Origin of the sequence: Paracoccus pacificus, from assembly GCF_042680785.1 — a bacterium.
Lineage (GTDB): Bacteria > Pseudomonadota > Alphaproteobacteria > Rhodobacterales > Rhodobacteraceae > Paracoccus > Paracoccus pacificus.
The window spans coordinates 7,195-25,806 of the sequence record NZ_JBHUEN010000005.1 but is presented as its reverse complement, the minus strand read 5'-3'; the positions used below and the strand labels follow the sequence as shown (position 1 = coordinate 25,806).

General features: G+C 67.9%; 19 protein-coding genes, 1 tRNA gene and 1 pseudogene. 10 read left to right on the top strand and 11 right to left on the bottom strand.

The genetic code is table 11. The features are described from left to right. The first annotated feature begins 27 nt into the window (after window positions 1-27). Window positions 28-678, top strand: a complete 651-nt coding sequence (locus ACFSCT_RS01315; protein WP_379139502.1) for a MarC family protein — start codon at window positions 28-30, stop codon at window positions 676-678. Between the two features lie 14 nt (window positions 679-692). Here ACFSCT_RS01315 and ACFSCT_RS01310 read toward each other — a convergent pair whose 3' ends face one another. Next, complete coding sequence (locus tag ACFSCT_RS01310) at window positions 693-1,622, bottom strand: glycine--tRNA ligase subunit alpha (protein WP_379139501.1); 930 nt, start codon at window positions 1,620-1,622, stop codon at window positions 693-695. A gap of 197 nt (window positions 1,623-1,819) precedes the next feature. Between ACFSCT_RS01310 and ACFSCT_RS01305 the strand changes: the two genes are divergently transcribed. Then, window positions 1,820-3,760 carry a hypothetical protein gene (locus ACFSCT_RS01305; protein WP_379139500.1) on the top strand — a complete coding sequence of 647 codons (1,941 nt, stop codon included), beginning with the start codon at window positions 1,820-1,822 and terminating at the stop codon, window positions 3,758-3,760. 228 nt (window positions 3,761-3,988) lie between these two features. On the opposite strand, the gene ACFSCT_RS01300 is transcribed toward ACFSCT_RS01305, so the two are convergent. The 3 genes from ACFSCT_RS01300 to ACFSCT_RS01290 form a co-directional block, all read right to left on the bottom strand. Beyond that, window positions 3,989-5,437, bottom strand: coding sequence for a TrkH family potassium uptake protein (locus ACFSCT_RS01300; protein WP_379139499.1), 1,449 nt, complete (start codon window positions 5,435-5,437; stop codon window positions 3,989-3,991). Between the two features lie 64 nt (window positions 5,438-5,501). Continuing rightward, window positions 5,502-6,290 carry a GNAT family N-acetyltransferase gene (locus ACFSCT_RS01295; RefSeq protein WP_379139498.1) on the bottom strand — a complete coding sequence of 263 codons (789 nt, stop codon included), beginning with the start codon at window positions 6,288-6,290 and terminating at the stop codon, window positions 5,502-5,504. Between the two features lie 530 nt (window positions 6,291-6,820). After that, window positions 6,821-7,267 (bottom strand): outer membrane protein assembly factor BamE, encoded by a 447-nt coding sequence (locus tag ACFSCT_RS01290; protein WP_379139497.1) that lies wholly within the window; start codon window positions 7,265-7,267, stop codon window positions 6,821-6,823. A gap of 209 nt (window positions 7,268-7,476) precedes the next feature. Between ACFSCT_RS01290 and ACFSCT_RS01285 the strand changes: the two genes are divergently transcribed. Next, on the top strand, window positions 7,477-8,013 hold the full coding sequence (locus ACFSCT_RS01285; RefSeq protein ID WP_379139496.1) for a YceD family protein: 537 nt from the start codon (window positions 7,477-7,479) through the stop codon (window positions 8,011-8,013). A 117-nt stretch (window positions 8,014-8,130) separates the two neighbouring features. On the opposite strand, the gene ACFSCT_RS01280 is transcribed toward ACFSCT_RS01285, so the two are convergent. Then, window positions 8,131-9,387, bottom strand: coding sequence for a cation:proton antiporter (locus ACFSCT_RS01280; RefSeq protein WP_379139495.1), 1,257 nt, complete (start codon window positions 9,385-9,387; stop codon window positions 8,131-8,133). 323 nt (window positions 9,388-9,710) lie between these two features. Here ACFSCT_RS01280 and rpmF point away from each other — a divergent pair, with 323 nt between their 5' ends. The 3 genes and pseudogenes from rpmF (at window position 9,711) to ACFSCT_RS01265 (ending at window position 12,195) form a co-directional block, all read left to right on the top strand. After that, the gene (gene rpmF, locus ACFSCT_RS01275; RefSeq protein ID WP_379139494.1) at window positions 9,711-9,917 is read left to right on the top strand and encodes a 50S ribosomal protein L32; all 207 of its coding nucleotides are present in this window, start codon (window positions 9,711-9,713) and stop codon (window positions 9,915-9,917) included. Between the two features lie 23 nt (window positions 9,918-9,940). Next, a pseudogene (gene plsX / locus ACFSCT_RS01270) lies at window positions 9,941-11,047 on the top strand (phosphate acyltransferase PlsX); the annotation flags it as partial. Window positions 11,048-11,208: 161 nt separating this feature from the next. Next, window positions 11,209-12,195, top strand: a complete 987-nt coding sequence (locus ACFSCT_RS01265) for a beta-ketoacyl-ACP synthase III (protein WP_379139493.1) — start codon at window positions 11,209-11,211, stop codon at window positions 12,193-12,195. 45 nt (window positions 12,196-12,240) lie between these two features. Here the strand turns inward: ACFSCT_RS01265 and ACFSCT_RS01260 are convergent, their stop codons facing one another. Next, window positions 12,241-12,507, bottom strand: a complete 267-nt coding sequence (locus tag ACFSCT_RS01260) for a DksA/TraR family C4-type zinc finger protein (protein WP_379139492.1) — start codon at window positions 12,505-12,507, stop codon at window positions 12,241-12,243. Window positions 12,508-12,710: 203 nt separating this feature from the next. Between ACFSCT_RS01260 and ihfA the strand changes: the two genes are divergently transcribed. The 4 genes from ihfA to ACFSCT_RS01240 all read left to right on the top strand — a co-directional run bounded on the left by ihfA (window position 12,711) and on the right by ACFSCT_RS01240 (window position 15,177). Further along, window positions 12,711-13,013, top strand: a complete 303-nt coding sequence (gene ihfA / locus ACFSCT_RS01255) for an integration host factor subunit alpha (RefSeq protein WP_379139491.1) — start codon at window positions 12,711-12,713, stop codon at window positions 13,011-13,013. A gap of 7 nt (window positions 13,014-13,020) precedes the next feature. Continuing rightward, window positions 13,021-13,770: a MerR family transcriptional regulator gene (locus ACFSCT_RS01250; protein WP_379139490.1), complete on the top strand. Its 750-nt coding sequence runs from the start codon at window positions 13,021-13,023 to the stop codon at window positions 13,768-13,770. A gap of 114 nt (window positions 13,771-13,884) precedes the next feature. Next, window positions 13,885-13,962, top strand: a tRNA-Pro gene (locus ACFSCT_RS01245). An 87-nt stretch (window positions 13,963-14,049) separates the two neighbouring features. Further along, a complete protein-coding gene (locus ACFSCT_RS01240; protein ID WP_379139489.1) occupies window positions 14,050-15,177 on the top strand; it encodes a 2'-deoxycytidine 5'-triphosphate deaminase in 1,128 nt (375 codons plus the stop codon). 77 nt (window positions 15,178-15,254) lie between these two features. On the opposite strand, the gene ACFSCT_RS01235 is transcribed toward ACFSCT_RS01240, so the two are convergent. The 5 genes from ACFSCT_RS01235 to ACFSCT_RS01215 form a co-directional block, all read right to left on the bottom strand. Then, a complete protein-coding gene (locus ACFSCT_RS01235; RefSeq protein WP_379139488.1) occupies window positions 15,255-15,491 on the bottom strand; it encodes a hypothetical protein in 237 nt (78 codons plus the stop codon). Window positions 15,492-15,500: 9 nt separating this feature from the next. Beyond that, complete coding sequence (scpB, locus tag ACFSCT_RS01230) at window positions 15,501-16,187, bottom strand: SMC-Scp complex subunit ScpB (RefSeq protein ID WP_379139577.1); 687 nt, start codon at window positions 16,185-16,187, stop codon at window positions 15,501-15,503. Window positions 16,188-16,294: 107 nt separating this feature from the next. Continuing rightward, complete coding sequence (locus ACFSCT_RS01225) at window positions 16,295-17,074, bottom strand: segregation and condensation protein A (RefSeq protein ID WP_379139575.1); 780 nt, start codon at window positions 17,072-17,074, stop codon at window positions 16,295-16,297. Window positions 17,075-17,255: 181 nt separating this feature from the next. Further along, on the bottom strand, window positions 17,256-18,278 hold the full coding sequence (locus tag ACFSCT_RS01220) for a glycoside hydrolase family 3 N-terminal domain-containing protein (RefSeq protein ID WP_379139487.1): 1,023 nt from the start codon (window positions 18,276-18,278) through the stop codon (window positions 17,256-17,258). Then, window positions 18,275-18,612, bottom strand: a 338-nt coding sequence (locus ACFSCT_RS01215) for an SPOR domain-containing protein (protein ID WP_379139486.1), incomplete at its 5' end; no start/stop codon positions are given. The genes ACFSCT_RS01220 and ACFSCT_RS01215, both read right to left, overlap by 4 nt.

Genomic DNA, 18,612 nt, shown 5'->3' with positions numbered 1-18,612 from the left:
TGGATTCGGGCAGATTTGGAACCACGCGTGGATTTCGCTTTTTTCATCACCACTCTGGGCGCGGCATTCGCGATCATGAACCCCTTCGTGGTCCTGCCGCTGTTTCTGGCCGTGACCCATGGCATGCCGCCGGCCGAACAGCGCCATGCCGGGGTGCGGGTGGCGCTGTTCAGCGCCATCCTGTGCCTTGTGGTGGCGATCAGCGGCGCCGCGATCCTGAAATTCTTCGGCATCAGCGTGGATGATTTCCGCGTCGCGGGCGGCCTTGTGCTGATGACCATCGCCACGGGCATGCTGAGCGGCAGCGGCAGCCCCGCCCATGAAGGCCCGGCCAAGGCGCAGGCCAGCATGACGCCCGAGCCGCCCCGCGCCGATGTCAGCTTCTATCCGCTGGCCTTCCCGATGGTGGTGGGGCCGGGGACGATCACGGCGATCATCATCTATATGGGGCAGGCGCGCGACATGGCGGGAAAGGCCGCGGTCGTTGCCGCCTTCGGTCTGGTTCTGGCCGGGCTGGCCGTGGTGCTGTATTTCGCCGCGACCATCGGCCGGCACATGTCGCAAACCCTGCGCGTCATCATGACCCGGCTGATGGGCATGATCGTCGCCGCCATGGCCGTGCAGATGATCGCCGGAGGGCTGAAGGTGATCCTGCCCGGGCTGGCCGGTCCGGGTTAGGGGGCCGGAGGCGTTCACGCCGCCCGCCCCCCGGCCGCGTCGGTGGTCAGGAACAGGTCGGCGCAGGCCTTGGCCAGCGCCCGCACCCGGCCGATATAGGCCTGACGCTCGGTCACCGAAATCACCCCGCGCGCATCCAGAAGGTTGAAGATGTGGCTGGCCTTGATCGCCTGATCATAGGCCGGATGCGCCATCGGGATGCGGCGCCCGGCGGCATCGGTTTCGGGCGCGGCAAGGATGCGGGCGCATTCGTCCTCGGCGTCCTTGAAGTGCTGGAACAGCGTCGCGGTATCCGCCTGTTCAAAGTTCCAGCGCGAATATTCGCGTTCGGTCTGGCGGAAGATGTCGCCGTAGCTCAGCGGGATCGGCGCGTCGGGATCGTTGAACGGCATGTCCATCACGTGCTCGACCCCCAGCACATACATGGCCAGCCGTTCCAGCCCATAGGTCAGCTCGCCCGAGACGGGGCGGCAGTCATGGCCGCCGACCTGCTGGAAATAGGTGAACTGGCTGACCTCCATCCCGTCGCACCAGACCTCCCAGCCCAGACCCCATGCGCCAAGGGTGGGGGATTCCCAGTCATCCTCGACAAAGCGGACATCGTGGACCATCGGGTCAAGGCCGATCGCCTTCAGGCTGCCCAGATACAGCTCTTGCAGGTTGGGCGGGCTGGGTTTGATGATGACCTGATATTGATAATAGTGCTGAAGGCGGTTGGGGTTCTCGCCATAACGCCCGTCCGTCGGCCGGCGCGAGGGCTGGACATAGGCCGCCGTCCATGGCCGCGCGCCCAGTGCACGCAGGGTCGTGGCCGGGTGAAAGGTGCCGGCGCCGACCTCCATGTCATAGGGTTGCAGGATCGCGCAGCCCTGCGCCGCCCAGTAATCCTGCAGGCGCAGGATAACCTCTTGAAAGCAGCGCGGGCGCGTCGTCGGGCTGTTCATTCGGGCGTCCTTTGGATTATGAAAGTCTGGCAGGCCGGCCAGTCGACCCGTGCCGCCTTCTAGGCAGATGCCGGACGGTGGTCAATTGGCGCGCAACATCGGGCGCGGGGTGGCGGGACGGCGATAGGACGGCGATTGAACGGCGGGCAGGCAACGATCGCGGCGATGACGGCCGCGGCAAAAGCGGGGAGCGGGTTATGGCGGGCAAGATCAGGACATGGATGCTGGTGGGGGTCATGGGCGCTTGGGTCCCGGCGGGGCACCTGTCGGCGCAAGAGGCCGCGCCCGGGGGCACCTATATCCGGATCGAGGCCAAGCGCGGTCAGGCTCAGGCCGACGCCTCGGCCGCCGACTGGAAGGCGAGGTTCCCCGATGTGGTGACTTATCCGCTGCCGCAGGGCTGGGTCGGGATCGCGCTTGGCCCGCTTGACCCGGCGACGGCGCAGGCGCGGCTGGATCAACTGCGCGCGGCGGGCAGCATCCCCGCCGACAGTTTTCTGGCCGGCGCCGGGACCGACAGCCGCGTCCGCAACCCGCAACCCGTCGCGGGCGAGACGACAGCCCCGCCGGGCGGGGACGCGGCGGGAGACACGCCGGCGCCGAACACCCCGGCGGCTTCCGGCACCGATGCGACACCCGCGCCGGCGACGCCCGAAGCGCCGTTGAGCCCCGCACCGACACCCGCGACACCCGGTGCCGGATCGCCGGCGCCTTCGTCAATACCCGATACGGCGGCCGGTGCCGGGCCGACCGCGACCGCCGACGCACAGCCGGCGACTCCCGCGCCGCAGGGCGACACGGCCGCCGTGGTTCCGCCACCGCTGCCGACGCTTGAGCCGCTGGTGACCGGGACACCGGCCACGGCGGGAACGGAACCGACGCCCTCAACGCCTGCGACCGAACCCGCTGCACCATCGGCGGCGGAACCCTCGGCGGGTTCGTCCGGTGCGACGCCCGCGACCAACGCACCGGACATACCGGAAGGGTCGGCAACGGCGGGAACGGAAGCGGGACCCACACCGCCCGTGACCGAACCCGCAGCGCCATCAACGGCAGAACCCTCGGCGGGTTCGTCCGGTGCGACGCTCCCCACCAACGCACCGGACATGCCGGAAGGGTCGGCAACGGCGGGAACGGAACCGGGACCCACACCGCCCGTGACCGAACCCGGAGCATCGCCGGCGGCGACGGAACCCTCGGCGGGTGCGCCTGATACAACGCCACCCACCAGTGCAGCGGCGACGCCGACCGTCAACGCGCCGGCGACCGGACAGCCTGCGTCCGGCACGACCGCCGGCGCTGCGCCGACCTCGGCCGTTCCCGCCTTGCCGACGCTGGAGCCGCTGACCTCAGAGAATGCGGCAGCCTCGCTTGCCCCGGAAGCCCCCGCCGAAATGCCGGAAACGCTGCTTCTGCAACGCGCGCTGCGCTGGTCCGGCAGCTATACCGGACCTTTGGACGGTGATGCCGGCCCCGGCACGCGCAAGGCGATCGAGGCGGAATTGAAGGCCGAGGGCCGCGACAAGGCCGACCAGAACGCCGCGATGCGGGATCTCGTCGACCGCTGGCAGGCGTGGCGGAAGGAGATGCAGCTTACCCCCACCACCGACGCCGATGCCGGGCTCAGCTTCGATCTGCCGGCCGGGCTGGTGTCGCGCAGGGGCGCCGACGGCCCGATGGTGATATATGAGCCGCGCGATGGCTCGGGCACCGCGCTGATCCTGCTGTCCCAGACCGGCGGCGCGGACGATCTGCGGCGGCTTGCCGGGTTGATCCACGCCTATGGCTTCGTCGCCGGAGACGGCCCGCGCGATATCAACCGCAGCAATTTCACGCTGGACGGCGCGAACGACCGCCAGACCAGCCATGCCGAGGCGCGGCTGACCGGTCAGGTGATCCAAGGCTTCGTGTTGATCTCGCCGGCCGATCAGGCCGACCGGCACCGCAAGCTGTGGCAGGAAATCGCGGCCAGTCTGGAACGGGTCGCCCCGCCCCGCGCGCCAACGGCCGAAGCCGCCGCCATCGGCGCGCCCTCCCCCGACGCCGCAAACACCGCACCGGCCGCAACCCCGGCTCCAGCGGCCCCGGTCCCAGCGGCCCCGGCCCCGGCGGCCACCACCCCGGCCCCGCCACAATAAGCCGGACCCCCGGGCACCCCCGCTCGCATGGACGCGGGGGCGCTTCGCCGCCGTCTCAACTGCGCCAGAAACGCGGGATCAGCAGCACGAAGACCGAGATCAGCTCCAACCGGCCCGGATACATGCCAAGCGTCATCAGCCACTTGGCAATCACCACCCCGGTCCCGCCGCAATAAGCCGGACCCCCGGGCGCTCCCCGCTCGCATTGAGTGGCGCTTCGCCGCCGTCTCAACTGCGCCAGAAACGCGGGATCAGCAGCACGAAGACCGAGATCAGCTCCAGCCGGCCCAGATACATGCCAAGCGTCATCAGCCATTTGGCGGTCACCGGGAACTCGGCGATGCTGCCGTTCGCGGTGATCTCGGGGCCCCAGACCGGCCCGATATTGGCGATCGCCGTCCAAGCCCCGGTCAGCGCCGTGCGCGGGTGCAGCCCGGTCAGCGACAGCGCCACGATCAGCAGCCCGAAGGTCAGCATGAACAGCGTGAAGAACGCCATGACCGAGCGGGTCACGTCATCGCTGATCGCGCGGCCGTCGAATTGCAGCGGATAGACCCGGTGCGGGCTGTGCATGCGGCGGATCTGGGTGCGCACGGCCTCGAACAGCACCAGATAGCGGAAGATCTTGACCGAGCAGGCCGTCGACCCCGTGCAGCCGCCGATCAGCCCCGCCACGAACAGGACCGCCATCGGGAACTGCCCCCAGGTGGTCACGTCGGCGCTGGCGAATCCGGTGCCGGTGAAGATCGTCACGACATTGAACACGGTCTCGCGGATCATGTCATACAGCCCGACATTTTCGTTCGAGAACAGCCGGTAGATGATGATCATGCCGGCCGCATAGCTCATCCAGCGCAGAAACGCCCAGACCTGCCGGTCGCGCCACAGCGGCGTATAGTCGCCCCGGACAAGCTGGATGAACCGGATGAACGGCAGCGCGGCCATGATGCTGAAGAAGGTGGTGATCCATTCGGGCGCGCCCAGAAACGCGCCGTAGCTGGCATCGCGGGTGGAAAACCCGCCGGTCGAGCAGGCGGAAAGCGCATGCGCCAGCGCCTCATAGGGCGACATGCCGACGAACATCAGCGCGAAGGTGCAGGCAGCCGTCATCCCGACATAGAACCAGGTCATTTCGGCGGCGATGTCCAGCGCGCGCGGCAGCACCTTGCCCTGCGTGTCGAACCCCTCGGAGCGGAAGAACTGCATCCCGCCGACCCGCATGACCGGCAGAAAGACCATGGCGACCACGACGATCCCCAGGCCCCCCTGCCATTGCAGCAGCGTCCGCCACAGGTTGGCGCCGGCGGGCAAGGCATCAAGATTGGGCAAGGCGGTGGTGCCGGTGGTGGTCAGGCCCGACATCGCCTCGAAATAGGCATCGGTGAAATTCGCCCCCGGCGCCCCCCACATCAGCGGCAGCGCCCCGATCACCGGCAGGACCAGCCAGACCCCGCTGGTCAGCAGAAATGTCTGGCGAATGTCCAGCGACGGGTTCGGGCAGCGGGTGGCGACGGTCACCAGCGCGCCGATCACCACGGTCAGCATGGCGCATTCCAGAAACACCGTCCAATGCGGATCGCCCGACGTGAAATCGACCGCCATCGGAATGACCATCGTCGCGCCCATCGCGATGGTCAGTTTTCCGATAACGTTAACCACGGGGCGCAGGTCGATCATCCGCCCTGATTGCCCGGCCCGGCCCCCGCGCGTCAAGCCATCGCGCGGCGGAACCGCGGGGGTGTTACCCGGCAACCGCGCGCAACACCCGCACCCGACCCTGCGGAATGGCCCCGATCTCGACGGCGGTAAAGACATGCATGGTGTTCAGCCGGTCGTCGACCACGGCATGATCGCTGACCCAGCCGCCCATCAGCAGATAGCTGCGCAGAAGGGGCGGCATCTCGCGCATGCCGCGCCGGGGGTCCGAGAGGTCGCGGCGCAACATGCGCGCGAAACGGAACACTTTCGGCGCCTTCACCCGCGGCAGCCAACGCTTCGGCGCAAGGTGACGGTCGCGCAGCATGGCGAGTGCGGCGGCATGGGTCGCGGGCTCGGCCCCCATGAAGCTCGAGCATCCGATGAGCAGCCGGACCTGGGTTTCATCGACCAGCCGGGTCAGCGCCGCCCATGCCAGCCGCAGGATGTTCGGATCCTGCCGGTCGGGGTGGATGCAGAACCGCCCCATCTCGACCATCGGGCCCTTGAACCCCTCAAGCCGTTTCAGGTTGTAATACTGCGCCGAATAGGTCCGCCCGATATCGTGGCCGCCGCTGAGCGACAGAAACCGGAAACAGCAGACCAGTTCGCCGTCGCGCTGATCCTCGACCAGCACATGGGTGCAGATCGCGTCGAACCGGTCCTGATCCAACTTCTGCCCGGTTTCGGCATCGGGTTCTGCGGCCGGGTCGGCGTCGCTGTCCAGACCGCGATTGCCGTAAAAGCACAACCAGCGCAGCGCCTGCGCGCGGCGTATATCATGCGGCCCGTCGGCAAAGCGGGCGGTGTAGTGGCCTTTGGAAAGTGAAACCATGGCGCGCCCCGATCCTGTTCACTCTATCAGCTTTGCCGGCCCGACGGCACTGGCTTTCCAGCCGCTATATTGATCCGATCTTGTGACAGTGACACTACATATTATCGACGAGTTGATGACGGCGCGGCCGGATAAAACCGCGCGTCCCCTGCCCCGCGACCGCTATCCGGCAATCCCGAACGACCGGGCCGACCTGCTCGGCGCGACCTGCCCGCGCGGGTAACGGAACCTTTCCATCGCGGCGCCGGGTCCGGGCAGGTCTTGGCGAAAGCCAATGCGGCATGCGGTTTTTTGCACGCCGTCAGCAGGATAGACGAAGCCCGCGCCGTTCACATGACCGGATCCGCGACGACAGCGGCGCCCACCGCAGCGATCAGACCAGTCAAGCGCGTCCCGCATATCCCGGCCGGTTCGGGCCGGCGCGGCCGCCTCAACCTATGAAAAGCCGCGCCCATCCCGGGACAACCGCACCGGCCGCCGATCCCGCTAACGACGCGCGCGCGCCCCGCGAAAACGGGCGTGATTCGCGATCACTCGATCAGATCGCCGGCCCTGACGCGGCCGATATTACCCAGAAGCTGGCGAATCAGGCTAAGCTGCTGGACGCCGCCGTCGGTGACCCGGCGCGACAGAACCACCACCCGGCCGCGTTCCAGCCCGAAGCGTTCGACATTCGACACGACGCCATTCGGATCAAAGCTGATCGCGACGACCTGACGGTTGATCTCCTCGGGGTGATAGGGCCCATAGAAGCGCCAGCGGCTGCCGACATAATACCATGCCGAGCCGGTCAGCACCCCCTGCGAGGAAGGCCGCCCGATCAGGCTGTCCAGTTCGTATTGGTTGGTCCGACCGACCGTCACCTGCGCCAGATCCATGTCGGGCGGAATATAGCCATGGTTTTGATAGGTCGGCGCACAGGCGATCAGCGCCAGGCCCATAACCAAACACAGCAACAGCCGGGTCGCGGTCTTCATTGATGATCAGTCCCCTGCATGCCGCCCTGCCCCAAGAATATCGGGGTTGCCGCGCGTCCATGGGTCGGCCGAGTTGACGCAGCCAACACCGCTTAGCAAACTCGGGCGCATCACTCAAGTTTTTGCGTGCCAAAGAATAGGTTTGGCGGAAATTATGCCTACATTGCCGGAATGAACCGCCCCAACAGCTTTGCGAAAGGCCGTAACCCATGACAGCCGCCCCCCGCTATTCCCATCGCCTGCGCGTCGCGCATCTGAACCCCCGCGCGCCGACCGAGATCGACCTGAAACCCGACGCGGCCGCGCGGCGGGCGATCGCGGCGGATCTGGACCTGTTGGATCTGCCAGAGCTGCGTTTCACCGGCAGGATCACCGCCGAGGGCGGGCAGGCATGGGCGCTGACCGGACGGCTTAAGGCGCGGGTGGTCCAGCCCTGCGTGGTCACGCTCGACCCGGTGACGACCGATCTGAGCGAAGATCTGCGCCGGGTCTATTCCCCCCACGCCGTCCAGCCCGAGGGCGATGAGGTCGAGATGCCCGATGACGAGATCGAGCCGTTGGGCCAGTTCATCGACGTGGGCGAGGTCATGGTCGAGGCGCTGGCATTGGCGCTGCCGCCGTGGCCGCGCGCGGCGGGTGCCGATGCGGCCGAAGCGGCCTTGGGCGACGATCCCGGCGCCGGGGACGAGGAACGCCAGAAGCCTTTCGCCGGGCTGGCCGACCTGCTGGCCCGCAAACCGCACTGATATCCCGCCCGGCCCCGCCCGCCTCTTGCGGGAACGGTCCGGGGCGCATGCGGTGCGGTCGTCGCGGGCGGCGGCGGTTGGCGGATTCGGTGTGCGGGGGGCGTGTAACCGGCCCGGTCAGGTATCGTTTGCCCGGCGCATGATCCCCGGTGCGGTCAGCCCGTGCAGAACCACCGAAAGCGTGACCGCCAGCGCTGCCACCGCCCAGACCTCGCGCCCCTCGGCCATCGGGAAAGGCGCGTGAGACATCGCATAGGACAGATAGAAGAAGGTGCCGACCCCGCGTATGCCCAGAACCGCGATGGCGGCGCGGTCGCGGGTCGCCAGACCGGCGCCGGTCAGCGCAATCCAGCCCGCGACCGGGCGGATCACGAACAGGAACATGAGCGCCACCCCCAGCCCGACCCAACCGGCCGGCGCCAGCAGCCCCTGGGCCAGCGCAATGCCGAGCACGAAGATCACCGCCACCAGAAACAGCAACTCGACCTGTTCGACGAAATGATGCAACTCGCGGTGGACGCTGTGATTGCGTTCATAGCGGCGAAAGACCAGACCGGCGACGAAGACCGCGATGAAGCCATAGGCATAGATGGTTTCCGCCACGCCATAGGTGAACAGCGTCATCCCGACCGCCAGAAACGCATCGGCGCCGCGATGTTTGGCGGTGCGGAACACCAGCCGGGCCAGCACCCAGCCGATCAGCCAGCCCGTGCCGAGGCCGGCACCGATCTTCCAGATCACATCGACCCATAGCCAGTACCAACCCGCAACCCCACCGAATGGGGTCTCGACCGTCATCATCGCCAGAAACACGAAGGGAAAGGCCAGACCGTCGTTCAGCCCGGCCTCGGAGGTCAGGGCGAACCGGGCCTCGGACTCGGTCTCTTCGCCCGGCGGACCGACCTGCACGCTGCCCGCCAGAACCGGATCGGTCGGCGCCAGCGCCGCCGCCAGCAACAGCGCCGCCGCCGCCGACAGGCCCAGAACCGCCTGCGCCGTGATCGCCAGCACCGCGATGCAAAGCGGCATCGCGATCCCGAGCAGCCGCCAGGTCGAGCGCCATTCGTGCCAGCCGACCACGCGGTCAAGCTTCAGCGCGCAGCCGGTCAGCGACAGGATCACCGCCATTTCGGTGACGCGCTGGACCAGACCGCCGTTCGCGATCGGGTCGATCTGCGGCAGGCCCGGAAAGGCCGATCCGATCAGCATGCCGCCGAACAGGCAGGCGATGGGCAGCGACAACGGCACCCGGACCGGCAGCCATGCCGAGACCCGGGGCGCGATGGTCGCGGCCAGCACCCCAAAGCCGATGAAGGCCAGAAACATCTCGTAGCTGATGGACAGAAGCTCGGCGTCCGGGGGGCTGTCGGTCATGGCGCGCTGATTCGGTTGCTGTACGGGCGGGTTCAGCTAACGGGCCGGACGCCGCGCTGTCCATGTCCCGCAGCCGTCACAAACGGTCAAATCCCGGGGTTTTGGCGGTGATCCGTGGCGCAAGCGTCATGATTGCCGCAAAGTCATCACGGTCCCCGGCAGTTTCCGCTTGCACGGTCCGCGTTTATGGATATTTTCCCGCCTTCTTCCGAACGGTCGGCACTGCAAGGCTTGCGGGCATCACCGATGTACCGTATTGCGACCGTTCTATGAATATGAACTCCCGGGCAGATCACGCCCGCCATTTGATTTGAGGTTGTGACATGGCCGTCCCCCAGAATCGCGTTACCCGGTCCCGCCGTAACATGCGCCGCGCGCATGATGCGCTGGTTGCCGGCAATCCGAACGAATGCCCCAACTGCGGCGAACTCAAGCGCCCGCATCACGTCTGCCCGTCCTGCGGTCACTATGCCGACCGTGAAGTCGTGGCCCAGACCAACGAAGTCGATCTGGACGACGACGCGGCGTAATCGCCCGACGCCCGTCCCGTCAGATGCCCGCCGCCACCCATAGCGACGATCAAGGCCACGGCACCCAATCGGGTCCGGTGGTCATTTCGGTCGATGCCATGGGCGGTGATCGCGGGCCCGTGGCCGTTGTCGCGGGCCTTGCCGAGGCCGCCGGCCGTCTGCCCGATGCGCGTTTCATCGTCCACGGACCCGAAGCCCAGCTTTCCAAGCTGATCTCGCGCCGGCGTGGCCTTGCCGGGCGTTGCGACATCCGCAATGCCGATGGCGTCGTCACGATGGAGGACAAGCCCAGCCAGGTGGTGCGCCACGGCGCCGGCACCTCGATGTGGTCGGCGATCGAATCCGTCCGCGAGGGCGAGGCGACGGTGGCGGTATCCTGCGGCAATACCGGCGCGCTGATGGCGCTGTCGATGATCCGGCTGCGCAAGCTGCCCGGCGTGAACCGGCCGGCCATCGCCTGCCTGTGGCCGTCGCGCAATGCGCAGGGCTTCAACCTGATGCTGGACGTGGGCGCGGATGTGCGCGCCGATGCCGTCGATCTGGTCCAATATGCGCTGATGGGCGCGAGCTATGCCCGCAACGGGCTGGGCGTAAAGACGCCGCGCGTCGGGCTGCTGAACGTCGGGACCGAGGAGCATAAGGGCCGAACCGAGCTCAAACAGGCCAACGAGCTGATCCCCGCGGCCGCCGGCCCCGGCGGATTCACCTATGTCGGTTTCGTCGAAGGCGGCGACCTGCCCTCGAACCGCGTGGACGTGATTGTGACCGACGGCTTTACCGGGAACGTCGCGCTCAAGACCGGGGAAGGCACGGCGAAGCTGATCGGCGATTTCCTGAAGGACGCCTTTGCCAATTCGATCCTGTCGCGCGTCGCCAGCCTGCTGGCGCTGACCTCGCTGAAACGGCTGCAACAACGCATCGACCCGCGCCGGGTGAATGGCGGTGTGTTTCTGGGGCTGAACGGGACGGTCGTGAAATCGCATGGCGCCGCCGATGCGACCGGCATCGCCGCCGCGATCGAGCTTGCCTATCAACTGGCGCGCTCGGGCTTCAACGCGCGGCTGGCGCAGCGCGTCGCCCAAAGCATCCCGCCCGGCGATGACGACACCGGGACCGAGGGCGCGCCCGCCGATACCGGCACGGAGGGCCCCGACACGGCGGGTAGCGACACGGCCGACACCAACACGACGGGCGCCGACACGGCCGGCAGCGATACGCCCGGCGCCGATACGTCAGGCACCGAGTCCAAAGACGCCGATTCCGACGGCGCAAACCCCGCAGAGCCGTCACGATGACCGACCGACCCACAACCCGGGCGGTGGTCCGCGGCACCGGACATTATCTGCCCGAGCGCGTCATTCCGAACAGTTGGTTCGAATCCAAGGTGGACACCACCGACGAATGGATCCGCACCCGGACCGGGATCGAACGGCGCCATTTCGCCGCCGAGGGCCAGACCACTTCGGATCTGGCGATTCGCGCGGCCCGCGCCGCGCTGGAGAACGCCGGCATCGCGGCCGATCAGATCGACACGATCATCGTCGCCACCTCGACCCCCGACCTGACCTTTCCCGCCGTCGCCACCATGGTGCAGGCCGGGCTGGGCATGAAACACGGCTTTGCCTTTGACGTGCAGGCGGTCTGCGCCGGTTTTGTCTACGCGCTGGCCAATGCCGACGCGATGATCCGTGCCGGTCAGGCCAAGCGTGTGCTGGTCATCGGGGCCGAGACGTTCAGCCGGATCATGGATTGGACCGACCGGGGAACCTGCGTGCTGTTCGGCGACGGCGCGGGCGCGCTGGTGCTTGAGGCGGCCGAGGGTCAGGGCAGTTCTGCGGATCGCGGCATCCTGTCCTCGGATCTGAACAGCGACGGCACCTATCGCGATCTGCTGTATGTGGACGGCGGCGTGTCAACCACGGGGACCGCCGGATATCTGCGCATGCAGGGCAATCTGGTGTTTCGTCACGCCGTCGAAAAACTGGCCGAAACCGCGCATCGCGCGCTGGAGCGCGCCGGCCTGACCGCCGATCAGGTCGACTGGCTGGTGCCGCATCAGGCCAATCTGCGCATCATCAGCGCCACCGCCCAGAAGATGGGCCTGCCGATGGAGAAGGTCGTGCTGACCGTCGCCGATCACGGCAATACCTCAGCCGCCTCGATCCCGCTGGCGCTATCGACCGCGGCAGCCGAAGGCAGGCTGACCGAAGGCGATGTGATCGTGACCGAGGCGATCGGCGGCGGTCTGTCATGGGGCAGCGTCGTCCTGCGCTGGTAAGGCACCTTTTCGCATTCCCACCCGGGCCACGGATCGCGCCGGCGGTTATTTAAGCTGGCTGTCCTTGCTGCCGCGCCGGTTTATCCCGCCCCTTGCGCGGAAGGTGGCCTCGTTGCCCTGCTGGCAGGCAACGCACAGCCGCACGCCGGGCACCGCCTCGCGCCGGCCCTGGGGGATCGGCTCGCCGCATTCCTCGCATTCGGCCAGGCTTTCGCCGCGCGGCCTGCTTTGCCGCAGCCGGGCCAGTTCATCATTGACCGATGCCTCGATCTGCTCGTTCACCGCGCCGTCCTGCGCCCAACCGCCTGCCATGCCGCGTCCATTCCCATCTGTTCACCGTAAGATTTAGGCATCCAAGGGCGGCATTTCAAATCGCCCGGGCAGCTAAAGGGCCCATCGCTTAACCCACGATTTTTGAACAGATATCCACAAGAACCGGGAACAATTCCGGGCGCCGGATCGTTGACTCACCGTTGGAATTGCCGCAATCTTGCGCGCAGTCGAGAGGTACCCGCATGAGCGATCGAACCCTGACCCGCATGGATCTGGCCGAGGCCGTCTTCCGTGAGGTGGGTCTGTCCCGACACGAATCCGCGCAATTGGTCGAATCGGTGCTCAGTCACATTTCGGACGCTCTGGTTGCCGGTGAAACCGTCAAGATTTCGTCCTTCGGCACGTTTTCGGTCCGCAACAAAAGCGAACGCATCGGCCGCAATCCGAAAACCGGCGAGGAAGTGCCGATCACGCCGCGGCGGGTCCTGTCCTTCCGGCCCTCGCATCTGATGCGCGACCGCGTCGCGGCCGGCAACGAAGGCTGAGGGGCGGATGGCCGGGACCGATCAGCAATCGCAGGGCAAGGCCCCGGGCGCATTCCGGTCGATCGGCGAAGTATCCGAAATCATCGGTGTGGCGCCGCATGTGCTGCGCTATTGGGAACGGCAATTCCCCAACCTGTCGCCGGTAAAGCGTGGCGACGGACGGCGCTATTACCGCCCCGAGGACGTGACCCTGATCGCTGGATTGTTCGTGGCCATGCGGATCGAGGGCATGGCCATTCGCGGCGTCAAGCGGCAGTTGAAACTGGATCGCGGCGCCGGGTTGCGCATCAAGGGCGCCGCCCATCTTGGGCTTGACGCCGATGCGGCCGAAGCGCCCCCCGCAGCCGCGCCCGCACCCGATCGCGCCGGGACGACGACCGCCGCCGCCCCGCCGCCTGCCCCCCCGCCGCCTGCCCGCTCGCCGCCTGCCGCTGCGGCCGTCACCGACACCGCCGCCGAACCCGGGGACAGCGCGTCGCCCAAGGCAAGCGTCGCCGCACGCCGTGCGCGCAGCCGGACCCGCCCCGCCCCGGCCGCGCCGCCATCGCTGCCGCTTTTCCCCGAACTTGCGGCACAGGCGGCCGAACCGGACACGGGCGTGCCCCCCGAGCCGCGCCCGGCCACGGCGCCTGTGGAAACCGCATGGATCATCCGGCTTGGCGATCTTTCCGACGCGCTGCGCCACTGGCCGCCGACCCGGCCCGTCCCCGATCAGGCGCGCGCTTTGCACGACCGGCTTGTCACGATTGCGGGCTGATCGCCTGCCCCGGACGCAGCATTCCGGCGCGCCGAGTAACCCTTGCGCCCGGCGGCAAATTCTTCGTCGCGCCCCCTTGCCCCGGCCGGTGACTTCGCCCTATATGGCCCGCGTCGGGCTGTGGCGCAGTCTGGTTAGCGCGTCCGTCTGGGGGGCGGAAGGTCGTGAGTTCGAATCTCACCAGCCCGACCATTTACGAAACGCCCATTCCGCTGGCCGGGATGGGCGTTCGCATTTTCCGCCATCCCGTCCCTCCCCCCGGCTGACGAAGGTCCCGCAATGAATGGTGTCCTGCCCGACCATCAGATCAACCGCCTGATCGCCGACGGCGCGATTGCCGCCGACACCCCGATCGGCGCCGGGCAGGTTCAACCCGCAAGCCTCGATCTGCGGCTGGGGACAAAGGCGGTGCGGCTGCGCGCCTCGTTCCTGTCGGGACAGGGCAAGCGGGTCGCGGATCGTCTGGACGATTTCGCCATGCACAGCATGGATCTGCGCGACGGGGCGGTGCTGGAAAAGGGCTGCGTCTATCTGGTCCCACTGATGGAGCGGTTGCGCCTGCCCAAGGGGGTGGTGGCGGCCGCGAACGCCAAAAGCTCGACCGGGCGGCTGGACCTGCTGACCCGGCTGATCGCCGATGACGGGACCGAGTTCGACCGCCTTCCCGACGGCTATGAAGGCCCGCTTTATGCCGAGATCTGCCCGCGTTCCTTCTCGGTCCTCGTGCGGCCGGGCATGCGGCTTAACCAGTTGCGGCTGCGACAGGGGCAGGCGGTTCTGGACGATGCGGCGCTTTCGGCGTTGCACGGCAAGGATCCGCTGGTCGATGGGCCGGCGTTGATCGACGGCGGGCTTGGTTTCTCGGTCGATCTGTCGGCCCGCGGCGGGTCGGCGGGCGATCGGTCGGCGGCCGATCGGTCGGGGGGCGATCAATCGGCAGGCGGCCTGGTCGGCTATCGCGCCAAGAAACATACCGGCGTGATCGACCTTGACCGGATCGGCAGCTATCCGGCGGCCGAGTTCTGGGACCGGCTTTCCGCGCCGGACCGCCGGCTGATCCTTGACCCCGGCGCCTTCTACATCCTCGTCAGCCGCGAGGCGGTCATCATCCCCCCCGATTACGCCGCCGAGATGTCGCCCTATCTGGCGATGGTGGGTGAGTTCCGGGTGCATTACGCGGGATTTTTCGACCCCGGGTTCGGTCATGGCGCGGCCAATGGCACCGGCTCACGCGGGGTGCTGGAGGTGCGCTGCCACGAGGCGCCCTTTGCGCTGGAGCATGGCCAAAGCGTCGGGCGTCTGGTGTATGAGCGGATGGCGGCGCGCCCCGACCGGCTGTATGGCGCCGATCTGAAATCGAATTATCAGGGACAGGGGTTGAAACTGTCCAAGCATTTCAACGACTGACGCGGCTGCGCGCCCCGGCCCTGATCTTCATCGGCCCTGATCATCAGCGGCCCCCGATCGTCAGTGGCCCCCGATCGTCAGCGGCCGATGCGCCGGGTGATCCGGGCGGCCTGACGGGCGCGTTTGGTGGCGGCGCGTATATCGCGGGCCTGCTTGGCCTCTTCGGGCGTCATGCGGCGCTGCGCCTGCCCCGGCGTGCGCTGCTGTTTCGATTTGCCGCCGGCCATCATGTTGATACCGCTGTCGATGCCGCGCCGCATCAGACGGTTCGCCAACTGCCGGAAGAACATGTTTATAAGCTGATTGAAATTCATCCCGTCACCTCAATCCGAACCGGGCTGGCCCTGCGGGTCATCTTCGAACAGGTCGTCATCGAAATCGTCGATTCTGCCTGCCGGTTCGTCATCGTCATCCATATGCTCATTGCCGCCGCGCGCAACAAGGTCCGGCATGCCGTCCTGACCGGGCGGCCGCGATTCCAGCAGCCCCGCCGCGCGCAGATCGGAAAGCCCGGGCAGATCGCGGGCGCTTTCCAGACCGAAATGGTCCAGAAACCCCTCGGTCACGACGAACGTCACCGGGCGCCCCGGCGTCATCCTGCGGCGGCCGGGACGGACCCATTCCATTTCCAGAAGCTGGTCGAGCGTGCCCCGGCTGACCGCGACGCCGCGAATTTCCTCGATCTCAGCGCGGGTGACGGGCTGATGATAGGCGATGATGGCCAGGGTCTCGATGGCGGCGCGGGACAGGCGGCGTTCTTCCAGCGTCTCGTTCTGCATCAGAAAACCCAGATCCGGCGCGGTGCGGATCGCCCAGGCCTCGCCAACCCGCATAAGCTGAACGCCCCGCCCCTCATAGCGGCGGCGCAGGCTGGCCACGGCCTCGGCCGGGTCACAGCCCCGGGGCAGCCGTTCGGCCAGATCGCGCAGCGACAGCGGCCGGGCCGAGGCGAACAGGACCGCCTCGACCATACGTTCCTGTTCCTCGATCGGCGGCGGCGGAAAGCGCATCGGATCGGCGGCATCATCCGCGCCGCTTCCGGTCGCGCCGGTTTCGGTCGTGGCATCGGCCGCGCCGGTTTCCGGCGGATCCTGTTCGGGCAATGTGCTGTCGGTGCTCACGGGGTCCTGCGGCGGATCGAGATCGGGGCGAAGGTTTCGGACTGGCGCAGCTCCACCTGCCCCTGACGCGCAAGCTCCAGCGTCGCGGCGAATGTGGCGGCGGTGGCCGAGCGGCGGCGTTCCGGCCGGCCGTCCCAGCCCTCGGGCAGGAACTCGGCCAGATCGGTCCAGTCGGGGGCAAAACCGATCAGGCGGCGCAGCCGGTCAAGCGCCTGCTCCATGGTGAAAACGTCATGGCGGTCAAAGGCATAGGGGCGGAACTCATCCTTCGTGCGCAGCCGCGCATAGGCCCGCATCAGGTCGATCAGACCGGCCTGCCAGCGGATCTTTCGATGCGTGACGAGCTGTTCGGGCATGCCGCGCTGAAACCGGTCGCGCCCCAGCCGGTCGCGCGCCATCAGCCGGGCGCCCGCTTCGCGCATGGCGTTCAGCCGTTCAAGCTGAAAGGCCAGATGCGCGGCCAGATCCTCGGCCGAAGGACCCTCGGCCTCGGGGTCGGGCGGCAGCAGCAGGCGCGATTTCAGGAACGCGAGCCACGCCGCCATGACCAGATAATCGGCCGCAAGCTCGATCCGCAGGCGCCGCGCGGTTTCGACGAAGGCCAGATATTGTTCGGCCAGTTGCAGGACCGAGACCTTCATCAGATCGACTTTCTGGGTCCGCGACAGCGTCAGCAAAAGATCAAGCGGCCCCTCGAACCCCTCGACATCGACGATCAGCGCCTCCGAGGCGACGCGCTCGGCGACATCGGCGCCGGGCGCCTCTGCGATCGGCAGATCAAGCTGCTGCCCGGCGTTCTCAGCCTCGCCCACAAGGCGCAGCCTGGGCGGGGCGGAGGTCGGTTTTTGCGGCCTGTCGGTCACGTCCGGGATCCTGAGAAAGAAGCGTGGCGGGACCAGTGTCACCCTGCCACGGCACGAGTCAACAGCCCAGTCGCCGGACCTGTCGCCGGAACGGTCAGGCGGCGCCGACCAGCCCCGCGAACTCGGCCCGAATCCGGGCGATCTCGGCCCCATCCGGCACCGCTGCGCCGCGCAGGGCCAGCGCGCGGTTCGCCCGCCGGGCAGCGGCCTCGGTCAGCGTGCCCGAGGCGGCGGCGACGGCGGTCATGTCGGTCATGACGCCGTGGCAGCTCAGCACCACGTCGCAACCGGCGGCGATGGCGGCGGCCGATCGCTCGGCCTCGGTCCCGCTGAGCGCCTTCATCGAAATGTCGTCGGTCATCAGCAGGCCGTCAAAGCCGATGGCCTCGCGGATGATCCCGATCAGCGTCGGCGAAATCGTCGCCGGCCGGGTGTCCAGCGCGGTGAACAGGATATGGCCGGTCATCGCCATGGGCAGATCGGCCAGCGCGCGGAACGGCGCGAAATCCCGCGCCTCAAGCTCGGCCAGCCCGTCCGGGACGGCGGGCAGATCGTGATGGCTGTCGGCAACCGCGCGGCCATGGCCCGGCATGTGCTTGATGACCGGCAGAACGCCCGCCTCCAGAAGCCCGTCGGCGGCGGCGCGGCCAAGCTCGATCACGGTTTCCACATCCTCGCCCAGACAGCGGTTGCGCAGGAAGGGATGAGTTTCGGGCTGGGCGATGTCCAGCGTCGGGGCGCAATCGGCGTCGATGCCGACCTCGCGCAGTTCGGCCCCGATCAGGCGATAGCGCAGCCGCATCGCGCGCGCGCCCAAGGGCGCCTGATCAAGGGGCGGCATCCATTCGGTCCAATGGGGCGCGCGCAGGCGTTGCACCCGGCCGCCTTCCTGATCGACCAGGATCATCGCGTCACGGCCGACCGCATCGCGCAGCTTGCCGGTCAGCCGGGTCAGTTGAGCGGGGTCCTGAACGTTGCGGGCGAACAGGATGAAGCCCAAGGGATCGGCGTCGCGAAAGAAATCCCGTTCGGCCGGGGTCAGATCGACGCCTTCCAGCCCGAAGATCGCCGCCCCGGTCCTGCCGGCGGCGACCCTGCCCGTCGTCGGTTCGGTCATTTCGCCGTCGCGGCAATGCAGGCGGCGTTCTTGGCGACCAATGCGGCGCAGAACCGGCGCGCCTCGTCCTTGCTTTCAAAGCCGGCGACGCGCAGGCGCACGAAGGTGCGGCCGTTGCTTTCGGCGGTCTGGATCACCCGGCCCTTGCCATCGAACAGCGACCCGAACCTGCCGGTAAGACGGGCCCATTCGGATTCCGCATCGGCCTGCGTGTCGAAAGCGCCGATCTGAACCAGCGCGGTGCCGGCGGGGATGGCGCCGGGATCGACCGCGCGCACCGGGGTGGCCGGGGCGGCAGCGGGGGTCGCCCGCGCCGCCTCGTCGGCGGCCGCGG

Bases quoted from the DNA above. Each gene is read 5' to 3' on its own strand.
- ACFSCT_RS01310 (WP_379139501.1), bottom strand. From the start codon at position 1,622: ATGAACAGCCCGACGACGCGCCCGCGCTGCTTTCAAGAGGTTATCCTG.
- ACFSCT_RS01305 (WP_379139500.1), top strand. From the start codon at position 1,820: ATGGCGGGCAAGATCAGGACATGGATGCTGGTGGGGGTCATGGGCGCT.
- ACFSCT_RS01300 (WP_379139499.1), bottom strand. From the start codon at position 5,437: ATGATCGACCTGCGCCCCGTGGTTAACGTTATCGGAAAACTGACCATC.
- ACFSCT_RS01295 (WP_379139498.1), bottom strand. From the start codon at position 6,290: ATGGTTTCACTTTCCAAAGGCCACTACACCGCCCGCTTTGCCGACGGG.
- ACFSCT_RS01290 (WP_379139497.1), bottom strand. From the start codon at position 7,267: ATGAAGACCGCGACCCGGCTGTTGCTGTGTTTGGTTATGGGCCTGGCG.
- ACFSCT_RS01285 (WP_379139496.1), top strand. From the start codon at position 7,477: ATGACAGCCGCCCCCCGCTATTCCCATCGCCTGCGCGTCGCGCATCTG.
- ACFSCT_RS01280 (WP_379139495.1), bottom strand. From the start codon at position 9,387: ATGACCGACAGCCCCCCGGACGCCGAGCTTCTGTCCATCAGCTACGAG.
- rpmF (WP_379139494.1), top strand. From the start codon at position 9,711: ATGGCCGTCCCCCAGAATCGCGTTACCCGGTCCCGCCGTAACATGCGC.
- ACFSCT_RS01265 (WP_379139493.1), top strand. From the start codon at position 11,209: ATGACCGACCGACCCACAACCCGGGCGGTGGTCCGCGGCACCGGACAT.
- ACFSCT_RS01260 (WP_379139492.1), bottom strand. From the start codon at position 12,507: ATGGCAGGCGGTTGGGCGCAGGACGGCGCGGTGAACGAGCAGATCGAG.
- ihfA (WP_379139491.1), top strand. From the start codon at position 12,711: ATGAGCGATCGAACCCTGACCCGCATGGATCTGGCCGAGGCCGTCTTC.
- ACFSCT_RS01250 (WP_379139490.1), top strand. From the start codon at position 13,021: ATGGCCGGGACCGATCAGCAATCGCAGGGCAAGGCCCCGGGCGCATTC.
- ACFSCT_RS01240 (WP_379139489.1), top strand. From the start codon at position 14,050: ATGAATGGTGTCCTGCCCGACCATCAGATCAACCGCCTGATCGCCGAC.
- ACFSCT_RS01235 (WP_379139488.1), bottom strand. From the start codon at position 15,491: ATGAATTTCAATCAGCTTATAAACATGTTCTTCCGGCAGTTGGCGAAC.
- scpB (WP_379139577.1), bottom strand. From the start codon at position 16,187: ATGCGCTTTCCGCCGCCGCCGATCGAGGAACAGGAACGTATGGTCGAG.
- ACFSCT_RS01220 (WP_379139487.1), bottom strand. From the start codon at position 18,278: ATGACCGAACCGACGACGGGCAGGGTCGCCGCCGGCAGGACCGGGGCG.